This is a genomic window from Streptomyces sp. NPDC054770, from assembly GCF_053611985.1.
Genome location: NZ_JBSHBL010000126.1, coordinates 1 through 22,160, shown reverse-complemented (window position 1 = coordinate 22,160; position 22,160 = coordinate 1). Strand labels below are relative to the sequence as shown.

Here is a 22,160-nt window from a genome sequence, read left to right as displayed (position 1 = left end):
TCACCTTGAATACACCCCATCCAAAACGTGCGCAAAAACGGGCCGGCCCCGGAGCGCATGGCGCGCGCTCCGGGGCCGACGGAAAGACGACGCCCCTCAGGGAGTCGGCGTCACTTGTTGATGCAGGTGTTGCCGAAGGCGGGGTTCAGCAGCCCGATCACGGAGATCGTGTTGCCGCAGACGTTCACGGGGACGTGCACGGGAACCTGGATCACGTTGCCGGAGATGACACCCGGGGAACCCACGGCAGCACCCTGGGCACCCGAGTCGGCGACAGCCAGGCCCGCACCCGCGAGAACCAGACCACCAGTGGCAGCCGCAGCAGCGACGACCTTCTTGAGCATTATTCCTCCTTGTTGGCAATGCGATTCCAAGTAGCGGATCGCATTAGATGTAACGAGGAGGGAGTAATGGAGCTACGAGCTTATCGTCGCATTCACTCTTCTCAGTCGGCTTCGTACAGCCGCCCGATTACCTGAAGCCAGGGCTTTACGACGCGTCGATGAAACGGTCGAGCACCCGCACACCGAACTGCAGCCCGTCCACCGGAACCCGCTCGTCCACGCCGTGGAACATGCCCGCGAAGTCCAGCTCCGGCGGCAGCTTGAGCGGCGCGAAGCCGAAGCCCCGGATGCCGAGGTCGTCGAAGGACTTGGCGTCGGTGCCGCCGGAGAGCATGTAGGGGATGGCCTTGGCCGTCGGGTCCTCGGCGAGCAGCGAGGACTGCATGGCCTCCACCAGGGCCCCGTCGAAGCTGGTCTCCAGCGCCTTGTCGGAGTGCACGTCCGCGCGGACCACGTTCGGGCCGAGGATCCGGTCGAGGTCGGCGAGGAACTCCTCCTCGTGGCCGGGCAGGAAGCGGCCGTCCACGTGCGCGGTGGCCTCGCCGGGGATGACGTTGACCTTGTAACCGGCGTTCAGCTGGGTCGGGTTGGCGGTGTTGCTGAGGGTCGCGCCGATCAGCTTGGCGATGCCGCCGAGCCTGGCCAGTGTCGACTCCATGTCCTCCGGGTCCAGCTCGGTGCCGAGCGCGTCGCCCAGTTCGTCGAGGAAGGCCCGGGTGGTCTTGGTGACCCGCACCGGGAACTTGTGCCGGCCGAGCCGGGCGACGGCCTCGGACAGCTCGGTGATCGCGTTGTCGCGGTGGATCATCGAGCCGTGTCCTGCGGTGCCGGCCACCTTCAGCTTCATCCAGTGCATGCCCTTCTCGGCCGTCTGGATGAGATAGAGCCGGCGCTGCTCGTTCACCGTGAAGGAGAAGCCGCCCACCTCGCTGATCGCCTCGGTGACCCCCTCGAAGAGATCCGGGTGGTTGTCGACCAGGTGCCGGGCGCCCCAGGTGCCGCCGGCCTCCTCGTCGGCGAGGAAGGCCAGCACGATGTCCCTGGGCGGCTTCCGGCCGCTGCGCAGCCGGTCCCGTACGACCGCCAGGGTCATGGCGTCCATGTCCTTCATGTCGACCGCGCCCCGGCCCCACACGCACCCGTCCGCGATCTCACCGGAGAAGGGGTGGTGGGTCCAGTCGTCGGCGTTGGCCGGTACGACGTCGAGGTGGCCGTGGATCAGCAGGGCGGGCCTGGTCGGGTCCGCGCCCTCGATGCGAGCCACCGTGGAGGCGCGGCCCGGGTGGGACTCGAAGATCTTCGGCTCCAGGCCGACCTCGGCGAGCTTCTCGGCGACCCACTCGGCGGCCTTGCGTTCGCCGGGGCCGGAGTGGTCGCCGAAGTTGCTGGTGTCGAACCGGATCAGCTCGCGGCAGAGGTCCACGACCTCGTCCTCGCCGGTGACGCCCTTGGCCGTGTCCGTCTCGCTCACGCTGATTCCTCCTGCTGTCCCTGGCGGCCGGTCCCTGCCATCCTCTCTCCCTTCCGGCTCCGACCCCAAGGCCGGTCCCGGCCCGTCACACGCCGTTCACGACCGGCCGCGCCCGGAACGGGGTGTGATCGGCCACCCCTGGAAGCCTGGTAGTGTTTCCTTCGTCGCCGCGAGGGAAACCCGCACGGAAGACTTCGCACGACAGACACCTTGTCCGGGTGGCGGAATGGCAGACGCGCTAGCTTGAGGTGCTAGTGCCCTTTATCGGGCGTGGGGGTTCAAGTCCCCCCTCGGACACCACGAAGAAACCCCTGCTGAGCAGGGGTTTCTTGGTTTTTGCAGCGGTTTCTGCGGCGGTTTTGGGAGCAGAGTGCGGGCGACCACCTTCCGGTGGGCGCCACTCTCCCGGTCGTGACTGGCTCAGTCGAGGCCGCCTATTCGGCCGTCGCCGAGGGCCACGGCGGAGGTGAACGCGCGGAGCGCGGTGCGGTCCAGCAGGAGCGCGGGCCCGTGGGGCCGCTTGCTGTCGCGGACGGCGACCGTCGCCTCGTCGACGATCCCGCATTCCACGCAGTCGGACTGTGATGCGGACGCCGAGGACTTCCACCAGGTCACCGGCAGAGTCGACGCGTCGTCAACGTGCTTCATTCGCTATTCGTTCTTCCTTATCTGGGTGATCAGTTCCACCGACGCCTCGACGGACTCGGCGGCAGACGTGAGGCGTTGCCACGCGGCCCGGTGCGTGGAGACCCGATCACGTTCCTCGATGTACAGGGCGGAGGTCAGCCCTTCCTGGTGGACGACGTCCAGATCGGTGTGCGGACCGAAGCCCAGGATGCTGAAGGTGCCGGTGAGCCCGGCGTGCAGGGGAGCGTCCGACCGCAACACCTGGATGTTGATATTCGGGCGCCGCCCCATCGTAAGCAGGCGCCCCAACTGCTCGTACATCAGGGCGGGATCCTCGGTGGTGGAGCGCAGGGCCTGTTCGGAGATGATCGCCCAGAGCGCCAGCGGGTCGCTGTCCCGGGTGAGGACGGCCTGGCGTGCCAGCCGTACCTCGACGAGCGCGTCGACCCGTGCCTCGACCGCCTCGGACATGGCGGTCGCCCGGATGATCTCGCGGGCGTACTCGGCGGTCTGGAGCAGTCCGGGGACCATGCCCAGCTGCCAGGTGGAGACCGTCTCGGCCTCCGCCTCCAGGCTGATCAGGTCCTCGTACACCGGGGTGAGGACACCCCGGTACGAGTGCCACCAGCCGCGCCGGCCGCCCTCCTTGGTGAGCGTGATCAGGGCCGCGCGCAGTTCGTCGCTGACGTCGCGGCCGAGTCCGGCGTACAGCAGCAGCAGCGCCTGGATGTCCGCTGCCTTGGGGGCGGTCTTGCCGGTCTCCATCCGGGACAGCTTGGAGGAGACGAACGCGCCCTCGGAGTGCTCGGCGACCTCGTCGAGGGTGAGTTCGCCGCGCAGCTCGCGCAACTTCGCACCGAGCCGTCGCCGGCGCACCGTGGGCGTGCTCACGGATTCCCCCTTCTGTCCAGTGAACTGCCCGACAGTCTGCCCGTGCCGCCCCGACCCCCGCCACCGGCTGACGAGTTGTGCCGCAAGTCTCTCAAAGCGATGCGCAATATTTCACATCTTGCGGGACGTATTGCGATCGACTGTGTCGTGAAGGCACCATGAATCCGGGAAATACGACAGTGACCGCACTCGCATGGCGAACTACCGTGCCTGCGTTGGGACATGCCCGTGAGGGGATGCACATGATCGAACGCCAGCGGAGCACCACGACCGAAATCCGCCCCGTGCAAGTCGCCCCACCGCCGGTCCTGTTACTGGCCAGCGAGCCTCAGTCGGCCAAGGCCGCACGGCTGTTCGTGAGCGACTTCATCGCGCACCACAGCCCGGACGCCTCCCGTGACCACATCGACGCGGTCGCCCTGGTCACCTGCGAGCTGGTCACCAACTCCCTGCGCTACGAGACCGATCCGGACGACCCGGTCCGTCTCCTCATCGACAGCGACGGCTCCCGGACCCGGGTGGAGGTGCACGACCCGCTGGGCCGCCACCCCCGGCTGCGGCCCATCTCCGTCGAACGGGACCGCGGGCGCGGTCTGCTCATCCTCGACGCGCTGTGCTCGGGCCGCTGGGGCGTGGGCAACCTGCCCTGGGGCAAGTCCATCTGGGCCGAGGTCAGCGCCGTGTGACGGCCGGCGCCCCGTGACGTTTCCTCCTCCCCCACGATGACGGCCGGTTCCGCGGCGATCCCCCCCTCCCCGCCGCGGCACCGGCCGTTGTCGTACGGGCCGCCGTACGGGCTTCCGGACACATGGAGTTGGCCCGCCTCACGCTGTGTGGCCCATCTCTCGTCGTCCGCGGAGAATCCCTGGTCAAAGGTTGCTTAGGATTCAAGGGACTGCTCCGAACGGCTGCATTCAAGTGGCCGTAGGATGAACAGGAACCTAGCGTCGTACTAATATTTCCGGCTTGTTACCCAGCCGGAGCCGGACAACCCCAGGCAGACCTGGGAACCCGCCGGCGCCCCGGAGGGTTCCGGGAACGAGACGCGAGGACCGGATGGCAGCCATAGACGAGAGCAGCGCTCTCGGCCTGCTCGACGAAGAGATCCGCGAGGAGTTCGGGAACACCGCACGCTTCTCGGCCGGGGCGACGGCCTCGCCGCGCACGCTCGTGGACGTGTTCGAAGCGACCGTGAGGGCCCACCCCGACGAGCCCGCGCTGGACGACGGCACCGCCCAGCTCAGCTACCGCGCGCTCGCCGTCGAGGTGGCGCGGCTGCGCCGGCGGCTCGCCGAGGCCGGGATCGGGCTCGGGGACCGGGTGGGCGTACGGGTTCCCTCCGGGACCAACGACCTGTACGTCGCCGTGCTGGGCGTCCTCGCGGCCGGTGCCGCCTATGTGCCCGTCGACGCCGAGGACCCGGACGAGCGGGCCGCACTGGTGTTCGGCGAGGCGGAGGTGGCGGCCGTCCTCGGCGAGGGCCTGCACATCGATGTCCGCCGCGAGTCCGACAAGCCCGCCGGCCGTCCCGGCACCGAGCACGACGCCTGGATCATCTTCACCTCCGGCTCCACCGGCAAGCCCAAGGGCGTCGCCGTCACCCACCGCAGCGCCGCCGCCTTCGTGGACGCCGAGGCCGCGCTGTTCCTGACCGAGGAGCCGATCGGGCCCGGCGACCGGGTCATGGCGGGCCTCTCGGTGGCCTTCGACGCCTCCTGCGAGGAGATGTGGCTGGCCTGGCGCTACGGCGCCTGCCTGGTGCCCGTGCCCCGCTCCCAGGTGCGCAGCGGCGCCGACCTCGGCCCCTGGCTGGTCGACCAGGAGATCACCGTCGTCTCGACCGTGCCCACCCTGGCCGCCCTCTGGGAGCCCGAGACCCTCAACGACGTCCGGCTCCTGATCTTCGGCGGCGAGGCCTGCCCGCCCGAGCTGGCGCAGCGCCTGGTGACCGAGGGCCGCGAGGTCTGGAACACCTACGGCCCCACCGAGGCCACCGTCGTCGCCTGTGCGGCCCTGATGACCGGCGAGGAGCCGATCCGCATCGGGCTGCCGCTGAACGGCTGGGAGCTGGCCGTCGTGGACGACGCGGGCGAGCCCGTGGCGATGGGCGAGAGCGGCCAGCTGGTGATCGGCGGGGTCGGCCTCGCCCGGTACCTCGACGCCGAGAAGGACGCGGAGAAGTACGCGCCCCTGGAGTCGCTGGGCTGGAAGCGCGCCTACCGCAGCGGTGACCTGGTGCGGGCCGACCGCGAGGGGCTGGTGTTCCTCGGGCGTGCCGACGAGCAGATCAAGCTCGGCGGGCGCCGGATCGAGCTGGGCGAGGTCGACGCGGCCCTCCAGGCGCTCCCCGGCGTAGCGGGCGCGGCGGCGGCCGTACGGACCGCGCGCAGCGGCAACCAGCTCCTGGTCGGCTATGTCGTCACCCAGGACGGCTGGGACCACGCGGCGGCCGTCGAGAAGCTGCGCACCGAGCTGCCCGCGGCCCTGGTGCCGCTGCTTGCGCCGGTCGCCGAGCTGCCCACCCGTACCTCCGGCAAGGTCGACCGCAACGCCCTGCCCTGGCCCCTGGAGGGCCTGGACAACGGCGGCCCGGCCGAGCAGCTGTACGGCACCGAGGCGTGGCTCGCCGAGCAGTGGACCGAGGTCCTCGGCATCCCGGTGGGCAGCGCCGCCGACGACTTCTTCGCGATCGGCGGCGGCAGCCTGTCCGCCGCCCAGCTCACCACCCGGCTGCGCACCCGCTACCCCAGCGCGGCCGTCCTCGACATCTACCAGCAGCCGGTGCTGCGCAAGCTGGCCCGCCGTCTTGAGGACTCCGCGCAGGACGACGGAGCCGAGCGGACGATCGCGCCGGTGCCGCGCAGCGCCCAGTTCGTGCAGCTGCTGCTCCTGTTCCCGCTGTTCACGCTCCTCGGGCTGCGCTGGACGGTGGTCCTCGCCGCGCTCGGCAATGTGCTCGGCGGCTACGGCTCGCTGCCCACCGCGCCCTGGTGGCTGGTCGGCCTCGGGGCCCTGGTCCTGTACACCCCGCCCGGCCGGATCGCGGTCGCGGCCGGGGGCGCGCGGCTGCTGCTGCGGGGCGTGAAGCCCGGCAGATACGCGCGCGGCGGCTCCGTACACCTGCGGCTGTGGGCGGCGGAGCGGCTGGCCGAGTTCGCCGGGGCGACCACGCTGACCGGGTCCTGGCTGGAGCGGTACGCGCGGGCGCTGGGCGCCAAGATCGGTCCCGAGGTGGACCTGCACTCGCTGCCGCCGGTGACCGGCCTGCTGAAAGTCGGGCGGGGCGCGGCCGTGGAGTCCGAGGTGGACCTGTCCGGCTCCTGGCTGGACGGGGACCGGCTGGTGATCGGCCAGGTCCGGATCGGTGCCCACGCGGTCGTCGGGACGCGCAGCATGCTCTTCCCGGGCGCCCGCGTCGGCAAGCGCGCCGAGGTGGCCCCCGGCTCCGCGGTCACCGGGCAGATCCCGACCGGCCAGCGCTGGGCCGGCGCCCCGGCGGTCAAGCTGGGCAAGGCGAAGCGGAACTGGCCCAAGCACCGGCCGCAGCGCGGCACGTACTGGCGGGTGATGTACGGCCTCACCGGGCTCGGACTCAGTGCGCTGCCGGTGCTGTCCGGCGCCGCGGCGCTGCTGGTCGCCGGACGTTTCGTGGCCCCCGGCGACGGCCTGGCCGAGGCCCTGCGGGGCGCGGCGGTCGCGCTGGTCCCGGCGACGCTGGCGTTCGGGCTGGCGTACGCGCTGCTGATACTCGTCTCGGTACGGCTGCTGAGCCTGGGGCTGCGCACCGGCACCTACCCGACGCACAGCCGGACCGGCTGGCAGGCGTGGACGGTGTCCCAGCTGATGGACCGCTCCCGCGAGACCCTGTTCCCGCTGTACGCCGGCCTGGTCACGCCGGTGTGGCTGCGGCTGCTCGGGATGCGGATCGGCAAGGGTGCCGAGGTGTCGACCGTGCTCGCGCTGCCGAGCCTGACGACGGTCGGCGAGGGCGCGTTCCTGGCCGACGACACGCTGACCGCGCCGTACGAGCTGGGCGGCGGCTATGTGCGGATCGGGCGCGCGGAGATCGGGCGGCGGGCGTTCCTCGGGAACTCCGGGATGACCGCGCCGGGCCGCAGCGTGCCGGACGGCGGTCTGGTGGGGGTGCTGTCGGCGACCCCGAAGAAGGCCAAGAAGGGCACCTCGTACCTGGGGCTGCCGCCGGTGAAGCTGCCGCGCAGCGCGGCCGACGGCGACCAGAGCCGGACCTACGAGCCGCCGACCCGGATGCTGTGGGCGCGGGCCCTGGTGGAGACGTGCCGGATCGTGCCGGTGCTGTGCTCGGTGGCGCTGGCCGCGCTGACGGTGGCCGCGCTGTGCGCGCTGGGCGCCTGGGCGCCGCTGCTGTCCGGTCTGGTGCTGCTCGGCGCCGGTGCGCTCGCGGGCCTGGTGTCCGTGCTGGCCAAGTGGGTACTGGTCGGGCGGCACCGCAGCGGGGAGCACCCGCTGTGGAGCTCGTTCGTCTGGCGCAACGAGCTGGCGGACACCTTTGTCGAGGTGCTGGCGGTGCCGTGGCTGGCCGGCTCGGTGCCGGGTACCCCGGTGATGACGGCCTGGCTGCGCGGCCTCGGGGCGCACATCGGCAAGGGTGTCTGGGTGGAGAGCTACTGGCTTCCGGAGACGGATCTGGTGACGCTGGAGGACGCGGCCACCGTGAACCGCGGCTGTGTGCTGCAGACTCACCTCTTCCACGACCGGATCTTGCGGACGGATACTGTTGTTCTCCGTGAGGGCGCCACACTGGGTCCTGGCGGGATCGTGCTGCCCGGCAGCACGATCGGGGCCCGTACGACCCTGGGGCCCGCGTCGCTCGTCATGGCGGCGGAGTCGGTTCCCGACGACACCCGCTGGCTCGGCAATCCGATCGAGGCATGGCGTCCCTGAGCGCGGGCCGTCCGGTGGTGGCCGCGGGCATCGGTGCACCGAGAGACGGTTCGAGCACAGCGCAGGGAGCGAACGCGGAAGTGGCAGTGCAGCAGTCAGCGGGTCCGGACCCGTATTTCCCGGACAACGGCGATCCCCGGTACCGGGTGCATCGCTATGAGCTCACGCTGGACTACCGGCCCGGACCCAACCGCCTGTCCGGCATGGCCCGGATCAACGCGATCGCGGGCCGGGCCGCGCTGCCCGAGTTCCAGCTGAATCTGGCCGACTTCAAGATCGGCCGGATCCGGGTGGACGGCCGCCAGCCGCACTGGACGCACCGGGGCGGCAGGCTGCGGATCAAGCCCGCGAAGCCGCTGCGCGCCGGGGCCGCCTTCACCATGGAGATCCACTGGTCGGGCAACCCGAAGCCGGTGAACAGCCCGTGGGGCGGGATCGGCTGGGAGGAGCTGACGGACGGCGCGCTGGTGGCCAGCCAGCCGACCGGTGCGCCCTCCTGGTTCCCGTGCAACGACCGGCCGGCCGACAAGGCGTCGTACCTGGTCTCGGTCACCTGCCCGTCGGCGTACTCGGTGGTGGCCGGCGGCCGGCTGCTCACCCGTACCACGAAGGCGTCCACGACGACCTGGGTGTACGAGCAGGCGGCGCCGACGTCGAGCTATCTGGTGAGCCTCGCGATCGGCAAGTTCCAGACCGTGCTCCTCGGCGACCCCGGCTTCGGCGGGGTGCCGATGCACGGGCACATACCGGCGCACCTGCTCCCCGAGTTCTCCAGGGACTTCGCCCGGCAGCCCGCGATGATGGACCTGTTCCAGCGGCTGTTCGGGCCGTACCCCTTCGACGAGTACGCCGTGGTCGTCGCCGACGAGGAGTTCGATGTCCCCGTCGAGGCCCAGGGGTTGTCGCTGTTCGGCGCCAACCACGTGGACGGGTCCCGGGGTTCGGAACGCCTGGTCGCGCATGAGCTCGCCCACCAGTGGTTCGGCAACAGCGTGTCCATCGCCGACTGGCGGCACATCTGGCTGAACGAGGGGCTCGCCAAGTACGCGGAGTGGCTGTGGTCGGAGCGGTCCGGTGGCCGTAGCGCCCAGCAACTGGCGGCCGGCGCCCACCGGTTGCTGTCCGGGCTGCCGCAGGACATCCGGATCGCCGCCCCGGGCAAGAAGTCGATGTTCGACGACCGGCTCTACGAGCGGGGCGGTGTCACGGTCCACGCGCTCCGCTGCGCGCTCGGCGACGAGCGGTTCTTCCACATGCTGCGCGCGTGGGCGGGGCTGCACCGGGGCGGGTCCGTGACGACCGCGACGTTCACGGCGCACGTCAACCGCTTCGCGGACGAGCCGCTGGACGGCCTCCTCGACGCCTGGGTGCACCGCACGGCGCTGCCGCCGCTGCCCACCCTGACGGTCCCGGCCCGCCCGGCCCAGCCGCCCACCAACGCCGAGTCGGCATAGGGAGCGGGCCCGTGACACCGAAGCGCCCCCGGCAGCAGCACGCCGCCGTCTGCCCGTGCGGCCGCGCGGAGACGTACGAGCGGTGCTGTGGCCGGTTCCACCGGGGTGAGGCGGCGGCGCCCACGGCCGAGACGCTGATGCGGTCGCGCTACAGCGCCTTCGTCAGGCGTGACGAGCCGTACCTGCTGCGCACCTGGCACCCCCGGACCCGCCCGCCCCGGGTCGACTTCGACCCCGGGATGCGGTGGACCGGCCTGGAGATCCTGGCGACGACCGACGGATCGGCCTTCCACACCACCGGCACGGTGACCTTCCGCGCGTCCTTCAGGGGCGGCTCGCTGCACGAGCGCAGCCGGTTCGAGCGGGTCGAGGGGGCCTGGGTGTACCTGGACGGGGAGTTCCCGGAGGAGTAGGGCTACGGCGCCAGGACGTCCAGTTCCTGGAGGGCGCCCGTGGTGATGGCGCGGGTCAGTTGTTCCGCGCGGGGCGCGTCGCCCTCGCGTACCGCCTCCGCGACCTGGACGTGCAGGGTGACGGCGGCCGGGTCGGGGTCCTCGAACATGACCTCGTGGTGGGTGCGGCCGGTGAGGACCTCGGCCACGACGTCGCCGAGCCGGGCGAACATCTCGTTGCCGGACGCGGTGAGGATCACGCGGTGGAACGCCATGTCGTGGACGAGGTAGGCCTCCAGCTTGTGGCCGCGCGAGTTGGCCACCATGCCGAGCGCGCACTCGGTGAGCTCGGCACACTGCTCGGCCGTGGCGTGCCGCGCCGCCAGGCCGGCCGCCACCGGCTCGATCGCCGAGCGCAGCACGGTGAGCGAGCGCAACTGGTGCGGGCGGTCGGCGCCGGCCAGCCGCCAGCGGATGACCTGCGGGTCGTACACGTTCCACGCGGCCTTGGGGCGGACGGTGACGCCCACCCGGCGGCGGGACTCGACCAGGTGCATGGATTCGAGGACCCGGACCGCCTCGCGCATCACGGAGCGTGACACCTGGAAGTGCTGGGCCAGCTCGTCCGTGCGCAGGACGCTTCCCGGCGGGTACTCGCCGGCGGTGATGGCGGGGCCGAGGGCGTCCAGTACTCGGCCGTGCAGGCCCCGGCCCGGTGTGCTCATGCACTCAGCGTACCGAGTGGATCACCGAGCTAAAAAGTCAGACTTATATGTCACACACTCTTGAATTCGTCGTACCTAATGGGTTTCAGTGTGGCGACAGCGAGACCACCCGAGGAAGACACAGCGAGGCAGTGATGCGAACCCCTCACGTCGTCGTGGTGATGGGCGTCGCCGGCACGGGCAAGACCACGATCGGTCCCCTGCTCGCCGCCCGGCTCGGCGTCCCGTACGCCGAGGGCGACGACTTCCACCCGCCGGCCAACATCGCCAAGATGTCGGCCGGGCACCCCCTGGAGGACGCCGACCGGTGGCCGTGGCTGGACGCCATCGGCTCCTGGGCGCACGGGCGGGCGGGGCTCGGCGGGGTGGTCAGCAGCTCCGCGCTGAAGCGGTCGTACCGCGACCGGCTGCGGGCCGCGGCCCCCGGCGTCGTGTTCCTGCACCTGACCGGCGACCGGCGGCTCATCGAGGACCGGATGTCGCACCGGCAGGGCCACTTCATGCCGACCGCGCTGCTGGACTCCCAGTTCGCCACGCTCCAGCCGCTGGACGCGGACGAGGCCGGCGTCGCCGTGGACGTCTCGGGTACCCCCGAGGAGATCACCGAACGGGCCGTGCGGGCCCTGGAGACGCTGCCCGACCGCACCTCGCGGTAACTCCCCCCTTTTTTTGCCAACCGCCGTCACTGCAAGGAACCCCCGTGACCAGACTCAGCGTCGAGATGCTGGCAGCGGACGCCGTCGCGCCCATCACCTCGGCCGGACATGCCCGGCTCGGCATCGCCGTCCTGTTGGGCATCGCCGTCATCGTCCTGCTCATCACCAAGTTCAAGGTGCACGCCTTCCTGGCGCTGACCATCGGCTCGCTCGCGCTCGGCGCGTTCGCCGGGGCACCGCTCGACAAGGTGATCACCAGCTTCACCACCGGGCTCGGCGCCACCGTGGCCGGCGTGGGTGTCCTGATCGCGCTCGGGGCGATCCTGGGCAGGCTGCTGGCCGACTCCGGCGGCGCCGACCAGATCGTCGACACGATCCTTGCCAAGGCCGGCGGGCGGGCGATGCCCTGGGCGATGGTGCTGATCGCCTCCGTGATCGGGCTGCCGCTGTTCTTCGAGGTCGGCATCGTGCTGCTCATCCCGGTGGTGCTGATGGTCGCCAAGCGCGGCCACTACTCGCTGATGCGGATCGGCATCCCGGCCCTCGCCGGTCTGTCGGTGATGCACGGTCTGGTGCCGCCGCACCCCGGCCCGCTGGTCGCGATCGACGCGGTGCACGCGAACCTGGGCGTGACGCTGGCCCTCGGCGTCCTGGTCGCCGTCCCGACCGTGATCATCGCCGGACCGCTGTTCTCCAAGGTCGCGGCCCGCTGGGTGGACGTGCAGGCCCCCGACCGGATGCTCCCGCAGCGCCCGTCCGAGGAACTGGAGAACCGCCCCGGCTTCGGTGCCACCCTCGCGACCATCCTCCTTCCGGTCGTCCTGATGCTGGCCAAGGCACTGGTCGACATAGTCGTCGACGACCCCGCGCACACCGTCCAGCGCGTCTTCGACGTCGTCGGCTCCCCCCTGGTCGCTCTCCTCGCGGCCGTGGTCGTCGGCATGTTCACGCTGGGCCGGCCCGCCGGGTTCTCCAAGGAGCGCATCTCGCAGACCGTCGAGAAGGGGCTCACGCCCATCGCGGGCATCCTCCTCATCGTCGGCGCGGGCGGCGGCTTCAAGCAGACGCTGATCGACTGCGGGGTCGGTCAGATGATCCTGGAGATCTCGAAGGACTGGTCGATCCCGGCGCTGCTGCTGGCCTGGCTGATCGCGGTCGCGATCCGCCTCGCGACCGGCTCCGCGACGGTCGCCACGGTCTCTGCGGCCGGCCTGGTGGCCCCGCTGGCCGCCGACATGTCGACCGCCCACACCGCCCTCCTCGTCCTGGCCATCGGCGCGGGCTCACTCTTCTTCAGCCACGTCAACGACGCCGGCTTCTGGCTGGTGAAGGAGTACTTCGGCCTGAGCGTCGGCCAGACCCTCAAGACCTGGTCGGTCATGGAGACGATCATCTCGGTGGTCGGGGGCGGGCTGGTCCTGCTGCTGTCCTTGGTGATCTAGGGGCGGTACGGGAACGGAGCTCGGCGGTGCGGCCGGTGGGGCACCGCCGGGCTCCGCCGTCTCGGCTGACCGCCGTTGCGGCGGGATGAGGGGAGCGGCGGCTTTCACCGTTGCCTGACGCGCCACCGGGGTGCTTCCGACGGCCGTTGCGGGGATGAGTCGGCGGCCTTCACCGCTCTCTCCGCCGCAACGGCGATCAGCCACGACGGCGGAGTCCGGCGGTGCCCGACACGCCGTCGGAGCGCGTTCGACGGGTCCCGCAAGGAGGCGCTACGGCCGCCACAGCGGGTGTTCGCGTTTGGCCCACTCTCGGCTCACCGAGCCGGTGCGCAGGCCTCGGCGGGCCTCCGGGTCGCCGAGGGCCATGCCGATGTGGCCGGCCAGGACGATGCCGATGGTGAGGGCCAGCCAGTCGTGGACGAAGGTGGCCGAGGTGCGCCACATCAGGGGGGTGAGGTGGGTGAACCACATCAGGAGGCCCGTGCCGAGCATGACGAGGGTCGCGCCGGCGATCCAGTTCGCGTAGATCTTCTGGCCGGCGTTGAACTTGCCCGCCGGACGGGAGGACCGGCGCTTGTCGCGGTTCAGGGCGGCGCGCAGCCAGAGCCGGTCATGGGGGCCGAAGCGGTTCAGGAAGCCCAGGTCCCGGCGGAAGGCGCGGGAGGCGAGGCCGAGCAGGACCGGGACGGGGAGGGCGAGGCCCGAGCACTCGTGGATGCGGACGACCAGTTCGCGGCGGCCGACGAGGACCGCCAGCTGCGGGATGTAGAGGCAGGCGGCCGTCGCGACGCAGAGGCCCATCAGCAGCGCCGTGGTCCGGTGGACCCAGCGCTCGGCGGCGGTGAAGCGGTGCAGCCGGTCCGTGGCGGCCGGGGCCTCAGCTCGTAGGCTCATCGTCACGTCCGTTCGAGCGGCCGACCCAGGCGTCGACGTCGTAGCCCAGCTTCTCCCAGTACCCCGGTTCGACCCTGTCGGTGACCGTGATGCCGGAGAGCCACTTGGCCGATTTGTAGAAGTACATGGGGGCGACGTAGAGGCGGACCGGGCCGCCGTGGTCGTGGGTGATCTCCTTGTTCTGCATGCGCAGCGCCACCAGGACGTCCGGCCGGCGCGCCTGGTCGAGGGTGAGGCTCTCGGTGTAGGCGCCGTCGAAGCAGGTGAAGTGGATCGCCTTGGCCGAGTCCCGGACGCCCGCCAGGTCCAGCAGGTGCGAGAGGCGGACGCCTTCGAAGGGCGTGCCGGGGACCCGCCAGCCGGTCACGCACTGGACGTCCTTGACCAGCTTGGTCTGCGGCAGCGCCCGCAGGTCGGCCAGGGTGTACGTCTGCGGCTTGTCGACCAGGCCGTCGATCTTCAGCTGGTAGTCGGCGGCGGTCTTGTCCGGCACCGACCCGGTCACCGAGTAGTAGCGGAAGCCGCCGCCGTTCGGGAGGAGTCCGGTCAGGCCCGTGGGGTCCTTGCCGGAGAAGGTGCCGAGGACCGACTCGGTGACGCGTTGCAGCACCGGCGCGGTCACCAGGCCGAGCGCACCGAGGCCGATGGTGCCGAGGAACACCCGGCGGCCGACCGGACTGCCCTCCTCGGTGGGCCGCGGCTCCTCGGATCGTTCAGAGTTCACGTACTCATTCGAACACCATCGAGGCCGGCTCGACCACGAAATCCGGCGGCCGTAAGGAATCCACAACCTCTTCTCATCAAGCTCCCCTCACCCTCCCAGCACCCGCTCCCGGGCCGCCCGGAACGCCTCGCACGGGTCGCGGTCCGGGTACGACCAGGGCGCCGAGGTGGCATGGCGGCCGATGCGCTGGAACAGGGCGGCTGCCTCGGCGTACCGGCCGGCGCCGAAGGTGGCGTGGGCGAGGTGGTTGAGGTCGATGTGGCGGCGGGGGTGCTCCTCGATCCCCCACTCCAGCCACCAGTCGAAGGCGGCCCCCACCGCGCGCAGCGCGGACGGCTCGGTCCAGTGCCCGGCGGCGGCCGGGTCGGCGGGGGCCTGCCCGGTGGCGGCCAGCACCCGGTGGCGTTCGGAGTACGCGACGACCGGCAGGACGGCGAGCGGGGAGTCGGCCGGGGCCGCGGCCGCCGCGCGCTCCGCGAAGGCGCACAGTTCGTACGTCCCCCGGGTCTCGGTCTCCGCGATCCGGGCCGCCATCAGGTGGTGGGCATGGTGGTGTTCGGGATGGCGGCTGCGCACCTCGGTGAAGGTCCGGCGAGTCTCCTCGTCGGTGCCCAGATAGCGCGCCAGCAGGAGCCGGCCGAGCCATGGGGTGGGGTCGGCGGGGGCGAGCGCGGCGGCACCGGAGCAGGCCTCGCGGGCCCGCTCCGGGTCCTCCTTGCCGCGCAGGGCGCGCCGCACCAGGGTCAGGGCGTACAGGGTGGCGGCGCCGGCCGAGCCGGCCTCGGCGAGCAGCCACTCGCGGGCCCAGGCGATGGCGTAGGGCTCGCGGGCGAGAACGGTGATCCGGTGGCCCCGGCGGTCCCAGTCCTCACCCGTGTGGAGCAACAGGGAGCGGGCGGACTGCCAGCGGCCCTGGGCCAACGCGGCCCGGGCGGAGATGAGTTCGGCGTCTCCGAGGGCGTCGTCGGGGCAGTGCTCGCACCCGGGGTGCGTTGCCGCGCGGGGACCTTCGGCGACGGCCTGGCCTGGGACCGAGACGGCCGGGCCTGGGCCTAAGAGGGGCGGGGTTGGGGGCACCGCGGAACTTCCTGGTTGTCGGGCTGCCATCGGCCGATCACGCACAGCAAACCCCCAGCCAAGACTTTGCGTCAAGCCGAACGGGGCTGGTACTCCGTTCAACTACCTTATGCAGTGCGGAACTTGGCGTGCGCGGGGGCCCGGTTGGCGTACCGTGGCCGTAGGGCTTCCGGTGCCGGTTGTGGCGTACGCCATGGCGTCGGCCGCCCGGGCGTCGGACCATGGCCGTACGGTCCCGCCGTCGCCCCGATCCGCCCACCGCGGTCGGCTCGGGCAGCGTGACCGAGTCAACCGCCCGGTTCCGGGTACTCCCGGAGCAATCCCCATCCGGGAGCGCTACAGTCGGCCACTACGCACTCCGTAGCCCGGCCGCAGATCGAGGTACGCAGCGTGTCCGTTCTGGTTCTGGTTCTCGCCGTGAGCGCGGCCTGTTGCCTGGGCTTCGGGTTCGTGCTCCAGCAGAACGTCGCCCAGAAGGCACCGCTCAGCGACTTCCTCTCGCCCCGGCTGCTGCTCGACCTGATGAGGGTGCCGCGCTGGCTCGGCGGCATCGGCCTGATGGTGGCCGGCATGGTGCTCGGCGCGGTCGCCCTGGGCAAGGGCGAGATCTCCCTGGTCGAGCCGCTGCTGGCGACGAACCTCCTCTTCGCCCTCGCGCTCTCCCGGCACCAGACCAAGCATCCCCTCAGCCACCAGGGCTGGGCGGGCCTCATCCTGCTCGCGGGCGGCGTCACCGCGTTCATCCTGGCCGGCCAGCCACGCGGCGGCCACGCCGTCACCAACCCGCTGCGGCACTGGCTGATCATCGGCGTGATGGTCGGCATAGCCCTGCTGCTCACCACCTACGCCAAACGCTCCCGCCTCAGCGCGGGACCCACCCTCCTCGCCCTCGCCGCCGGCCTGCTCTACGGCGTCCAGGACGCGCTGACCCGGGTCACCAGCACCCGCTTCTCCGAGGGCGGCATCATGGAGGTCCTGACCGGCTGGCAGCCGTACGGTGTGCTGGTCCTCGGGGTCACCGGGCTGATCCTCGTGCAGAGCGCGTTCGAGACGGCGGAGCTGCGCAACTCGCTGCCCGCGCTCACCGCGGCCCAGCCGCTCGCCGGGATCCTCTGCGGGGTCGGCTTCCTCGGGGACCGGCTGCGCACCGACACCGGGGCGCTGGCCTGGGAGGCGGCGGGACTCGCGGCGATCGTGGCGGGCATCGTGCTGCTCGGGCTGCATCCGGCGATGCCGCGCGGTACCGCGCCGAAGGAGCCCTCGCTGGATCTCCAGCCGCGCTGACGCCGGCGGGGCGTGCGCCTGCTTGGATGGCGGCATGAGCGCTGCTGACGAGATCCTCGACATCGTCGACGAGCACGACCAGGTCACCGGACAGTCCCCGCGCGGCGCGGCGTACGCCCGGGGCCTGCGCCACCGCTGCGTCTTCATCCAGGCCCGCGACGCCGCCGGCCGCGTCTTCGTCCACCGCCGCACCGCGACCAAGCTGGTCTTTCCCGCCCTGTACGACATGTTCGTCGGGGGTGTGGTGGGGGCCGGCGAGTCCTACGACGACGCGGCTCTGCGGGAGGCCGAGGAGGAACTGGGCGTGAGCGGTCTCCCCCGGCCGACGTTCCTCTTCAAGTTCCTGTACGACGACGGCGCCGGGCACAGCTGGTGGTCGGCGGTGTACGAGGTGCGCTGCGAGCTGCCGGTGCGGCCGCAGGTGGAGGAGGTGGCATGGCACGACTTCCTGAGCGAGGAGGAGTTGTCTGCTCGCTTCGGTGAGTGGGAGTGGGTACCGGACGGGGTGGCGGCGTGGGAGCGGCTGCGGGAGTGGCGGGGCTGAGGTGGGGGGTGGGGACGCTTACCGGCGCTTGCAGGGTGCCGCCCGCGCCCACCCGTGCCGCCCCAGCGGCACGACTGCCCGCGGACAACGAGCCCCGTAAGGGGCGCGGGGAACTGCGCGATCAGCCCCCACCGGCCCGCGGCGGAATGACCACGGCAACCGCCCCGGTAGGCTCCCTACACGTGATCGAACTCGTACGGAATGTCCGCCTGTGGTTCGCCCCCGAGGTCGTGCGGCAGGAGGGTACGACCCCCGACTACCGTTTCTCCCTCGCCAACGAGCGGACCTTCCTGGCCTGGCTGCGTACCGCTCTCGCCCTGATCGGCGGCGGATTCGCCGTGGACCAGTTCCTGCCCGACCTCGGCCGGGGCTGGCGCCTCGGCCTGGCGCTCGCGCTCCTCGCCGCAGGCGTCCTCTGCTCGCTGCGCGCCGTGAACCACTGGATGCGCTGCGAGCGGGCGATGCGGCGCGGTGAGGATCTGCCGGTGTCCCGGTTCCCGGCCCTGCTGAGCGTGGTCATCGCCGTGGTCGCCGTCGCGATGGTCGTCGTGGTGCTCGCCGGGTGGGAGGGATGACGGAGCCGGCCCGCGACCCCGGGCTCCAGCCGGAGCGGACCCGGCTGGCCTGGCGCCGTACGACCCTCTCGGCGACCGTCGCCGGCGTACTCGCCGCAAAGACCGCGCTGCACGGCAGTGCCTCGGCCGCCGGCGTGGTCGCCTGCGCCGCCTGCTGCGTCCTGTGGCTGGGCTTCCTCCTGATCGCCCACCGCCGGATCCGCGCCCTCGCGGTCACCGACCGCCCCACGGCGCTGGCCCCCCGGCAGGCGGCCGGGGCGGTGCTGTGCACGGTCGCCCTCGCCCTGTGCGCCGCCGCACTGGTCGTATAGGACACGGCGCCCCGGCTCAGCCCTCCGCTCAGCCCTCCTCCGGCCAGTCCACCGTGACCACCAGCTTGCCCCGGGTCCGCCCCTCCTGGCTGCGGCGGTGCGCGTCGGCGGCCCGCTTCAGCGGGAACGTCTCGGCGACGTGCACGGTGACCGCCCCCTGTTCCGCGAGCGCGGCGAGCCGGCTGAGATCCTCGGCGTCGGGTCGCGCCCAGCAGTAGCGGCCGCCGAAGTCGACGACGTCCGGGTCGGCGATCGAGGCCATCCGGCCCTCGGGGGCGAGCAGGTTCGCCGAGACGGTCAGGGTCTCGCCGCCGATGGTGTCGAAGACGGCGTCCACCCCTTCCGGGGCCAGCCCCCGGACCCGTTCGGCCAGACCCGGGCCGTAGGCGACCGGCTCGCCGCCGAGGCCCCGGACGAAGTCGTGGTTGCGCTCGCTCGCCGTGCCGATGACCCGGGCGCCGAGGTGGACCGCGATCTGCACGGCGAGAGAGCCGACCCCGCCGGCGGCCGCGTGCACCAGGAACGTCTCGCCGCGCTTGAGCTCCAGGGCGTGGACCAGCACCTGGTAGGCGGTGAGCCCGGCCAGCGGCAGCCCGGCGGCCTCCTCGAAGGTGAGGTTGCGCGGCTTGCGGGCGAGGGTGCGCACCGGGGCGGCGAGGTACTCGGCGAAGGTGCCCCGGGACAGGAAGTCCTCGCGGACGTAGCCGATCACCTCGTCGCCGACCGCGAACTCGGTGACGGCGGCACCCGGCTGGACGACGACCCCGGAGACGTCCCAGCCGGGGACCACCGGGAAGACGGCGTCCATGATGCCGTGCAGCAGACCCTCGCGGCACTTCCAGTCGACCGGGTTGACGGCCGCCGCGCGGACCTTCACCAGCACCGAGTCGGGGCCGACCTTCGGGTCCTTGACCTCGCCGTACTCCAGCACCTCGGGGCCGCCGTACCGGCTGTAGCTGATGGCTTTCATGCACACGACCCTCCGGGGTACTCGGACGCCACGCAACACGAATGCCCTTATATGCACCTTTTGCGTGGCAGCCTGTCCGTCGGCATCACGCCACACTCCTGAACCCCGCACCCCTGAAGGCGAGCACCATGACCACCCTGCACCAGGAACACACCTCGCACGGCCACAGCCACGGACCGGACTGCGGGCACGACCAGGTGCCGCACGGCGACCACGTCGACTACGCGCACAACGGGCATCTGCACCGCGAGCACGGCGGCCACTGGGACGAGTGCGAGCCCGAAGGGCACGTCACCCACGAGGCGCACGAGCACCGGCACGGCGACGGCTGCGGGCACACCGGCGTCCTGCACGGGGACCACGTCGACTACCTGCACGACGGCCACCGGCACGCCGAGCACAACGGTCACTGGGACGACCACTGAGCCGATCCTCGCCGGTGACGGTTCCCCGCTCCGCGCGCGCGGGGAACCGTCACTCGCCGTACGGGTCGTAGGGTGGTCCCGGTCACGTTTGGCTCACCCGCTGGACGACATACCGACTGGTCGGCATCATAAGTCGGGTCCTGTTCATTCGTTCGTAGGAGCGATGCATGAGCCCCGACCACCCGCCCGGACTCGATCTCGACCGGCTGCGCGGCCTGCTCGACCGCGAGTGCCCCGGCCTGGTGACCGGTCCGCTGACCGGAAGGCTGATCGAGGGCGGACGGTCGAACCTCACCTACGCGGTCTCCGACTCCGCCTCGAAGTGGGTCGTACGACGGCCGCCGCTGGGCCATGTCCTGGCCACCGCGCACGACATGAAGCGCGAGCACCGGGTGATCAGCGCGCTGTACCCGACCGAGGTGCCGGTGCCCCGCCCGGTGCTGCTGTGCGAGGACGAGGACGTCGTCGGCGCGCCGTTCTACGTGATGGAGTTCGTGGCGGGCACCCCGTACCGCACCTCCGAGCAACTCGTCCCGCTCGGCCCCGAGCGCACCCGTGACGCCGTGCTGTCCCTGGTGGACACGCTGGTCGAGCTGCACGCCGTGGACCCCGCGGAGGTCGGCCTCGCCGACTTCGGCCGTCCGGAGGGCTTCCTGGACCGCCAGCTCCGGCGCTGGGGCAAGCAGCTGGACGCCTCCCGCAATCGCGAGCTGGCCGGTATCGACGAACTGCACGCGACCCTGGGCCGCCGGCTGCCCGAGTCCCCCGCGCCCACGGTGGTGCACGGCGACTACCGCCTCGACAACGTCCTGATCGGCGACGACGACAAGATCAAGGCGATTCTCGACTGGGAGATGTCGACGCTCGGCGACCCGCTGACCGACCTGGGCCTGCTGGTGATGTACAGCCTGCCGCTGGGCACGCCGGACTCACCGGTGTCCACGACCGCCGAGGCGCCGGGCCATCCGGACCCGCGGGAGCTGGTCGAGCGCTATGCCGCCCGCTCGGGACGGGACGTCTCGCACATCTCCTGGTACACCGCGTTCGCCTGGTTCAAGCTCGCCGTGATCCTGGAGGGCATCCACTACCGGTACACGCTGGGCCAGACGCTCGGGCAGGGCTTCGACCGCATCGGCGAGCTCGTCCCCGTCTTCATCGACCACGGACTGACCACTCTTCAGGAAGGCTGACCGGCCATGGACTTCGCGTTCGACGCGCGCACCGAGGAACTGCGCGCCCAACTGCTCGCCTTCATGGACGAGTTCGTCTACCCGGCCGAGGCGGTCGCCGAGGAGCAGCGGGCCGCGCTGGCCTCGCCGTGGGACACCCCGGCCGTGGTCGGGGAGCTGAAGGCCGAGGCGCGCAGGCAGGGCCTGTGGAACCTCTTCCTGCCCGACGCCGAGTACGGTGCCGGCCTCACCAACCTGCAGTACGCGCCGCTCGCCGAGATCACCGGCCGCTCCCCGCACCTGGCGCCCACCGCGCTGAACTGCGCGGCCCCGGACACCGGCAACATGGAGGTGCTGGCCCAGTTCGGCGACGACGCGCAGAAGAAGCAGTGGCTGGAGCCGCTGCTCGCCGGTGAGATCCGCTCCGCGTTCGCCATGACCGAGCCGGAGGTGGCCTCCTCGGACGCCACCAACATCACCACGTACATCGAGCGGGACGGCGACGACTACGTCATCACCGGCCGCAAGTGGTACATCTCCGGGGCGATGAACCCGGACTGCAAGATCTTCATCGTGATGGGCAAGACCGACCCGGACGGCAGCGACATCCGGCGCCAGCAGTCCATGGTCCTGGTCCCGCGCGACACCCCCGGCGTCACCGTGAAGCGCGCGATGCAGGTCTTCGGCTACGAGGACCACTCGCACGGCGGCCACGCCGAGGTGGTCTTCGACCACGCGCGCGTGCCGGTGTCGAACCTGGTCGGCGAGGAGGGCGGCGGCTTCGCCATCGCCCAGGCCCGGCTCGGCCCGGGCCGGATCCACCACTGCATGCGGCTGATCGGCATGGCCGAGCGGGCGATCGAGCTGATGTGCCGCAGGGCCGTCTCCCGTCAGGCCTTCGGCAAGGCGCTGGCCCAGCAGGGCGTGGTGCACAACTGGATCGCCGACGCCCGGGTGACGGTCGAGCAGCTGCGGCTGCTGGTCCTGAAGACCGCCTGGCTGATGGACACCGTCGGCAACCGGGGCGCGCACGCCGAGATCCAGGCCATCAAGATCGCCACGCCACGGGCGGTCGTCGGCATCATCGACCGGGCGATCCAGCTGCACGGCGCGGGCGGGGTCAGCCAGGACTTCCCGCTGGCCGACCTGTACGCCGGGGCCCGGACGCTGATGATCGCCGACGGCCCGGACGAGGTGCACCAGCGCTCGCTGGCCCGCCGGGAGCTGAAGAAGTACCTGTAGACGACGCGCGGCGAGGGGCC

At 71.6% G+C, this 22,160-nt stretch carries 22 protein-coding genes and 1 tRNA gene; 14 read left to right on the top strand and 9 right to left on the bottom strand.

Annotated elements, in window-relative coordinates; all coding sequences use genetic code 11:
• Window positions 1-110: 110 nt before the first annotated feature.
• Both chpH and ACWGKQ_RS49395 read right to left on the bottom strand, forming a co-directional pair.
• Window positions 111-344: a chaplin ChpH gene (gene chpH / locus ACWGKQ_RS49400; protein ID WP_046732802.1), complete on the bottom strand. Its 234-nt coding sequence runs from the start codon at window positions 342-344 to the stop codon at window positions 111-113.
• A gap of 145 nt (window positions 345-489) precedes the next feature.
• Window positions 490-1,815 (bottom strand): M20/M25/M40 family metallo-hydrolase, encoded by a 1,326-nt coding sequence (locus ACWGKQ_RS49395; RefSeq protein ID WP_453298674.1) that lies wholly within the window; start codon window positions 1,813-1,815, stop codon window positions 490-492.
• Between the two features lie 212 nt (window positions 1,816-2,027).
• Here ACWGKQ_RS49395 and ACWGKQ_RS49390 point away from each other — a divergent pair.
• Window positions 2,028-2,115, top strand: a tRNA-Leu gene (locus tag ACWGKQ_RS49390).
• Between the two features lie 120 nt (window positions 2,116-2,235).
• Here ACWGKQ_RS49390 and ACWGKQ_RS49385 read toward each other — a convergent pair.
• Window positions 2,236-2,463: a DUF397 domain-containing protein gene (locus tag ACWGKQ_RS49385; protein ID WP_453298673.1), complete on the bottom strand. Its 228-nt coding sequence runs from the start codon at window positions 2,461-2,463 to the stop codon at window positions 2,236-2,238.
• Window positions 2,464-2,466: 3 nt separating this feature from the next.
• The gene (locus tag ACWGKQ_RS49380; RefSeq protein WP_453298672.1) at window positions 2,467-3,333 is read right to left on the bottom strand and encodes a DUF5753 domain-containing protein; all 867 of its coding nucleotides are present in this window, start codon (window positions 3,331-3,333) and stop codon (window positions 2,467-2,469) included.
• Between the two features lie 242 nt (window positions 3,334-3,575).
• Here ACWGKQ_RS49380 and ACWGKQ_RS49375 point away from each other — a divergent pair, with 242 nt between their 5' ends.
• The 4 genes from ACWGKQ_RS49375 (at window position 3,576) to ACWGKQ_RS49360 (ending at window position 10,123) form a co-directional block, all read left to right on the top strand.
• Window positions 3,576-4,019 carry an ATP-binding protein gene (locus tag ACWGKQ_RS49375; protein ID WP_453298671.1) on the top strand — a complete coding sequence of 148 codons (444 nt, stop codon included), beginning with the start codon at window positions 3,576-3,578 and terminating at the stop codon, window positions 4,017-4,019.
• A 370-nt stretch (window positions 4,020-4,389) separates the two neighbouring features.
• Window positions 4,390-8,256 (top strand): Pls/PosA family non-ribosomal peptide synthetase, encoded by a 3,867-nt coding sequence (locus ACWGKQ_RS49370; protein ID WP_453298670.1) that lies wholly within the window; start codon window positions 4,390-4,392, stop codon window positions 8,254-8,256.
• A gap of 80 nt (window positions 8,257-8,336) precedes the next feature.
• Window positions 8,337-9,710, top strand: coding sequence for a M1 family metallopeptidase (locus ACWGKQ_RS49365; protein ID WP_453298669.1), 1,374 nt, complete (start codon window positions 8,337-8,339; stop codon window positions 9,708-9,710).
• 11 nt (window positions 9,711-9,721) lie between these two features.
• Window positions 9,722-10,123, top strand: a complete 402-nt coding sequence (locus ACWGKQ_RS49360; protein ID WP_453298668.1) for a YchJ family protein — start codon at window positions 9,722-9,724, stop codon at window positions 10,121-10,123.
• 2 nt (window positions 10,124-10,125) lie between these two features.
• On the opposite strand, the gene ACWGKQ_RS49355 is transcribed toward ACWGKQ_RS49360, so the two are convergent.
• Window positions 10,126-10,827, bottom strand: a complete 702-nt coding sequence (locus ACWGKQ_RS49355; protein WP_453298667.1) for a FadR/GntR family transcriptional regulator — start codon at window positions 10,825-10,827, stop codon at window positions 10,126-10,128.
• A 134-nt stretch (window positions 10,828-10,961) separates the two neighbouring features.
• Here ACWGKQ_RS49355 and ACWGKQ_RS49350 point away from each other — a divergent pair, with 134 nt between their 5' ends.
• Window positions 10,962-11,483, top strand: coding sequence for a gluconokinase (locus ACWGKQ_RS49350; RefSeq protein ID WP_453298666.1), 522 nt, complete (start codon window positions 10,962-10,964; stop codon window positions 11,481-11,483).
• 44 nt (window positions 11,484-11,527) lie between these two features.
• Window positions 11,528-12,925, top strand: coding sequence for a GntT/GntP/DsdX family permease (locus ACWGKQ_RS49345; protein ID WP_453298665.1), 1,398 nt, complete (start codon window positions 11,528-11,530; stop codon window positions 12,923-12,925).
• Between the two features lie 270 nt (window positions 12,926-13,195).
• On the opposite strand, the gene ACWGKQ_RS49340 is transcribed toward ACWGKQ_RS49345, so the two are convergent.
• From ACWGKQ_RS49340 to ACWGKQ_RS49330, 3 genes are all read right to left on the bottom strand, one after another.
• Window positions 13,196-13,819 carry a cytochrome b/b6 domain-containing protein gene (locus ACWGKQ_RS49340; RefSeq protein WP_453298664.1) on the bottom strand — a complete coding sequence of 208 codons (624 nt, stop codon included), beginning with the start codon at window positions 13,817-13,819 and terminating at the stop codon, window positions 13,196-13,198.
• Entirely contained in the window at window positions 13,803-14,543 is a 741-nt protein-coding gene (locus ACWGKQ_RS49335; protein ID WP_453298663.1) for a molybdopterin-dependent oxidoreductase, read from the bottom strand. The genes ACWGKQ_RS49340 and ACWGKQ_RS49335 overlap by 17 nt, the downstream gene beginning before the upstream one ends.
• Window positions 14,544-14,630: 87 nt before the next feature.
• The gene (locus ACWGKQ_RS49330; protein ID WP_453298662.1) at window positions 14,631-15,620 is read right to left on the bottom strand and encodes a hypothetical protein; all 990 of its coding nucleotides are present in this window, start codon (window positions 15,618-15,620) and stop codon (window positions 14,631-14,633) included.
• Window positions 15,621-16,010: 390 nt separating this feature from the next.
• Between ACWGKQ_RS49330 and ACWGKQ_RS49325 the strand changes: the two genes are divergently transcribed.
• From ACWGKQ_RS49325 to ACWGKQ_RS49310, 4 genes are all read left to right on the top strand, one after another.
• A complete protein-coding gene (locus ACWGKQ_RS49325; RefSeq protein ID WP_453298661.1) occupies window positions 16,011-16,904 on the top strand; it encodes a DMT family transporter in 894 nt (297 codons plus the stop codon).
• A gap of 34 nt (window positions 16,905-16,938) precedes the next feature.
• Window positions 16,939-17,448: an NUDIX hydrolase gene (locus tag ACWGKQ_RS49320; protein WP_453298660.1), complete on the top strand. Its 510-nt coding sequence runs from the start codon at window positions 16,939-16,941 to the stop codon at window positions 17,446-17,448.
• Window positions 17,449-17,630: 182 nt separating this feature from the next.
• A complete protein-coding gene (locus ACWGKQ_RS49315; protein ID WP_453298659.1) occupies window positions 17,631-18,023 on the top strand; it encodes a YidH family protein in 393 nt (130 codons plus the stop codon).
• Window positions 18,020-18,334, top strand: a complete 315-nt coding sequence (locus ACWGKQ_RS49310) for a DUF202 domain-containing protein (protein ID WP_453298658.1) — start codon at window positions 18,020-18,022, stop codon at window positions 18,332-18,334. Before ACWGKQ_RS49315 ends, ACWGKQ_RS49310 begins: the two co-directional genes overlap by 4 nt.
• 28 nt (window positions 18,335-18,362) lie before the next feature.
• On the opposite strand, the gene ACWGKQ_RS49305 is transcribed toward ACWGKQ_RS49310, so the two are convergent.
• Window positions 18,363-19,304 (bottom strand): NADP-dependent oxidoreductase, encoded by a 942-nt coding sequence (locus ACWGKQ_RS49305; RefSeq protein ID WP_453298657.1) that lies wholly within the window; start codon window positions 19,302-19,304, stop codon window positions 18,363-18,365.
• Between the two features lie 128 nt (window positions 19,305-19,432).
• On the opposite strand from ACWGKQ_RS49305, the gene ACWGKQ_RS49300 reads away from it, so the two are divergent.
• The 3 genes from ACWGKQ_RS49300 to ACWGKQ_RS49290 all read left to right on the top strand — a co-directional run bounded on the left by ACWGKQ_RS49300 (window position 19,433) and on the right by ACWGKQ_RS49290 (window position 22,140).
• Window positions 19,433-19,729 (top strand): hypothetical protein, encoded by a 297-nt coding sequence (locus tag ACWGKQ_RS49300; RefSeq protein ID WP_453298656.1) that lies wholly within the window; start codon window positions 19,433-19,435, stop codon window positions 19,727-19,729.
• Between the two features lie 167 nt (window positions 19,730-19,896).
• Window positions 19,897-20,919 (top strand): phosphotransferase family protein, encoded by a 1,023-nt coding sequence (locus ACWGKQ_RS49295; protein ID WP_453298655.1) that lies wholly within the window; start codon window positions 19,897-19,899, stop codon window positions 20,917-20,919.
• Window positions 20,920-20,925: 6 nt separating this feature from the next.
• Window positions 20,926-22,140 (top strand): acyl-CoA dehydrogenase family protein, encoded by a 1,215-nt coding sequence (locus tag ACWGKQ_RS49290; RefSeq protein WP_453298654.1) that lies wholly within the window; start codon window positions 20,926-20,928, stop codon window positions 22,138-22,140.
• Window positions 22,141-22,160: the final 20 nt, after the last annotated feature.

What these genes read in the sequence shown, in the direction of transcription:
- ACWGKQ_RS49290 (WP_453298654.1), top strand. Translation starts at nt 20,926, where the DNA reads ATGGACTTCGCGTTCGACGCGCGCACCGAGGAACTGCGCGCCCAACTG.
- ACWGKQ_RS49385 (WP_453298673.1), bottom strand. Translation starts at nt 2,463, where the DNA reads ATGAAGCACGTTGACGACGCGTCGACTCTGCCGGTGACCTGGTGGAAG.
- ACWGKQ_RS49310 (WP_453298658.1), top strand. Translation starts at nt 18,020, where the DNA reads ATGACGGAGCCGGCCCGCGACCCCGGGCTCCAGCCGGAGCGGACCCGG.
- ACWGKQ_RS49305 (WP_453298657.1), bottom strand. Translation starts at nt 19,304, where the DNA reads ATGAAAGCCATCAGCTACAGCCGGTACGGCGGCCCCGAGGTGCTGGAG.
- ACWGKQ_RS49355 (WP_453298667.1), bottom strand. Translation starts at nt 10,827, where the DNA reads ATGAGCACACCGGGCCGGGGCCTGCACGGCCGAGTACTGGACGCCCTC.
- ACWGKQ_RS49370 (WP_453298670.1), top strand. Translation starts at nt 4,390, where the DNA reads ATGGCAGCCATAGACGAGAGCAGCGCTCTCGGCCTGCTCGACGAAGAG.
- ACWGKQ_RS49350 (WP_453298666.1), top strand. Translation starts at nt 10,962, where the DNA reads ATGCGAACCCCTCACGTCGTCGTGGTGATGGGCGTCGCCGGCACGGGC.
- ACWGKQ_RS49300 (WP_453298656.1), top strand. Translation starts at nt 19,433, where the DNA reads ATGACCACCCTGCACCAGGAACACACCTCGCACGGCCACAGCCACGGA.
- chpH (WP_046732802.1), bottom strand. Translation starts at nt 344, where the DNA reads ATGCTCAAGAAGGTCGTCGCTGCTGCGGCTGCCACTGGTGGTCTGGTT.
- ACWGKQ_RS49320 (WP_453298660.1), top strand. Translation starts at nt 16,939, where the DNA reads ATGAGCGCTGCTGACGAGATCCTCGACATCGTCGACGAGCACGACCAG.
- ACWGKQ_RS49295 (WP_453298655.1), top strand. Translation starts at nt 19,897, where the DNA reads ATGAGCCCCGACCACCCGCCCGGACTCGATCTCGACCGGCTGCGCGGC.
- ACWGKQ_RS49340 (WP_453298664.1), bottom strand. Translation starts at nt 13,819, where the DNA reads ATGAGCCTACGAGCTGAGGCCCCGGCCGCCACGGACCGGCTGCACCGC.
- ACWGKQ_RS49375 (WP_453298671.1), top strand. Translation starts at nt 3,576, where the DNA reads ATGATCGAACGCCAGCGGAGCACCACGACCGAAATCCGCCCCGTGCAA.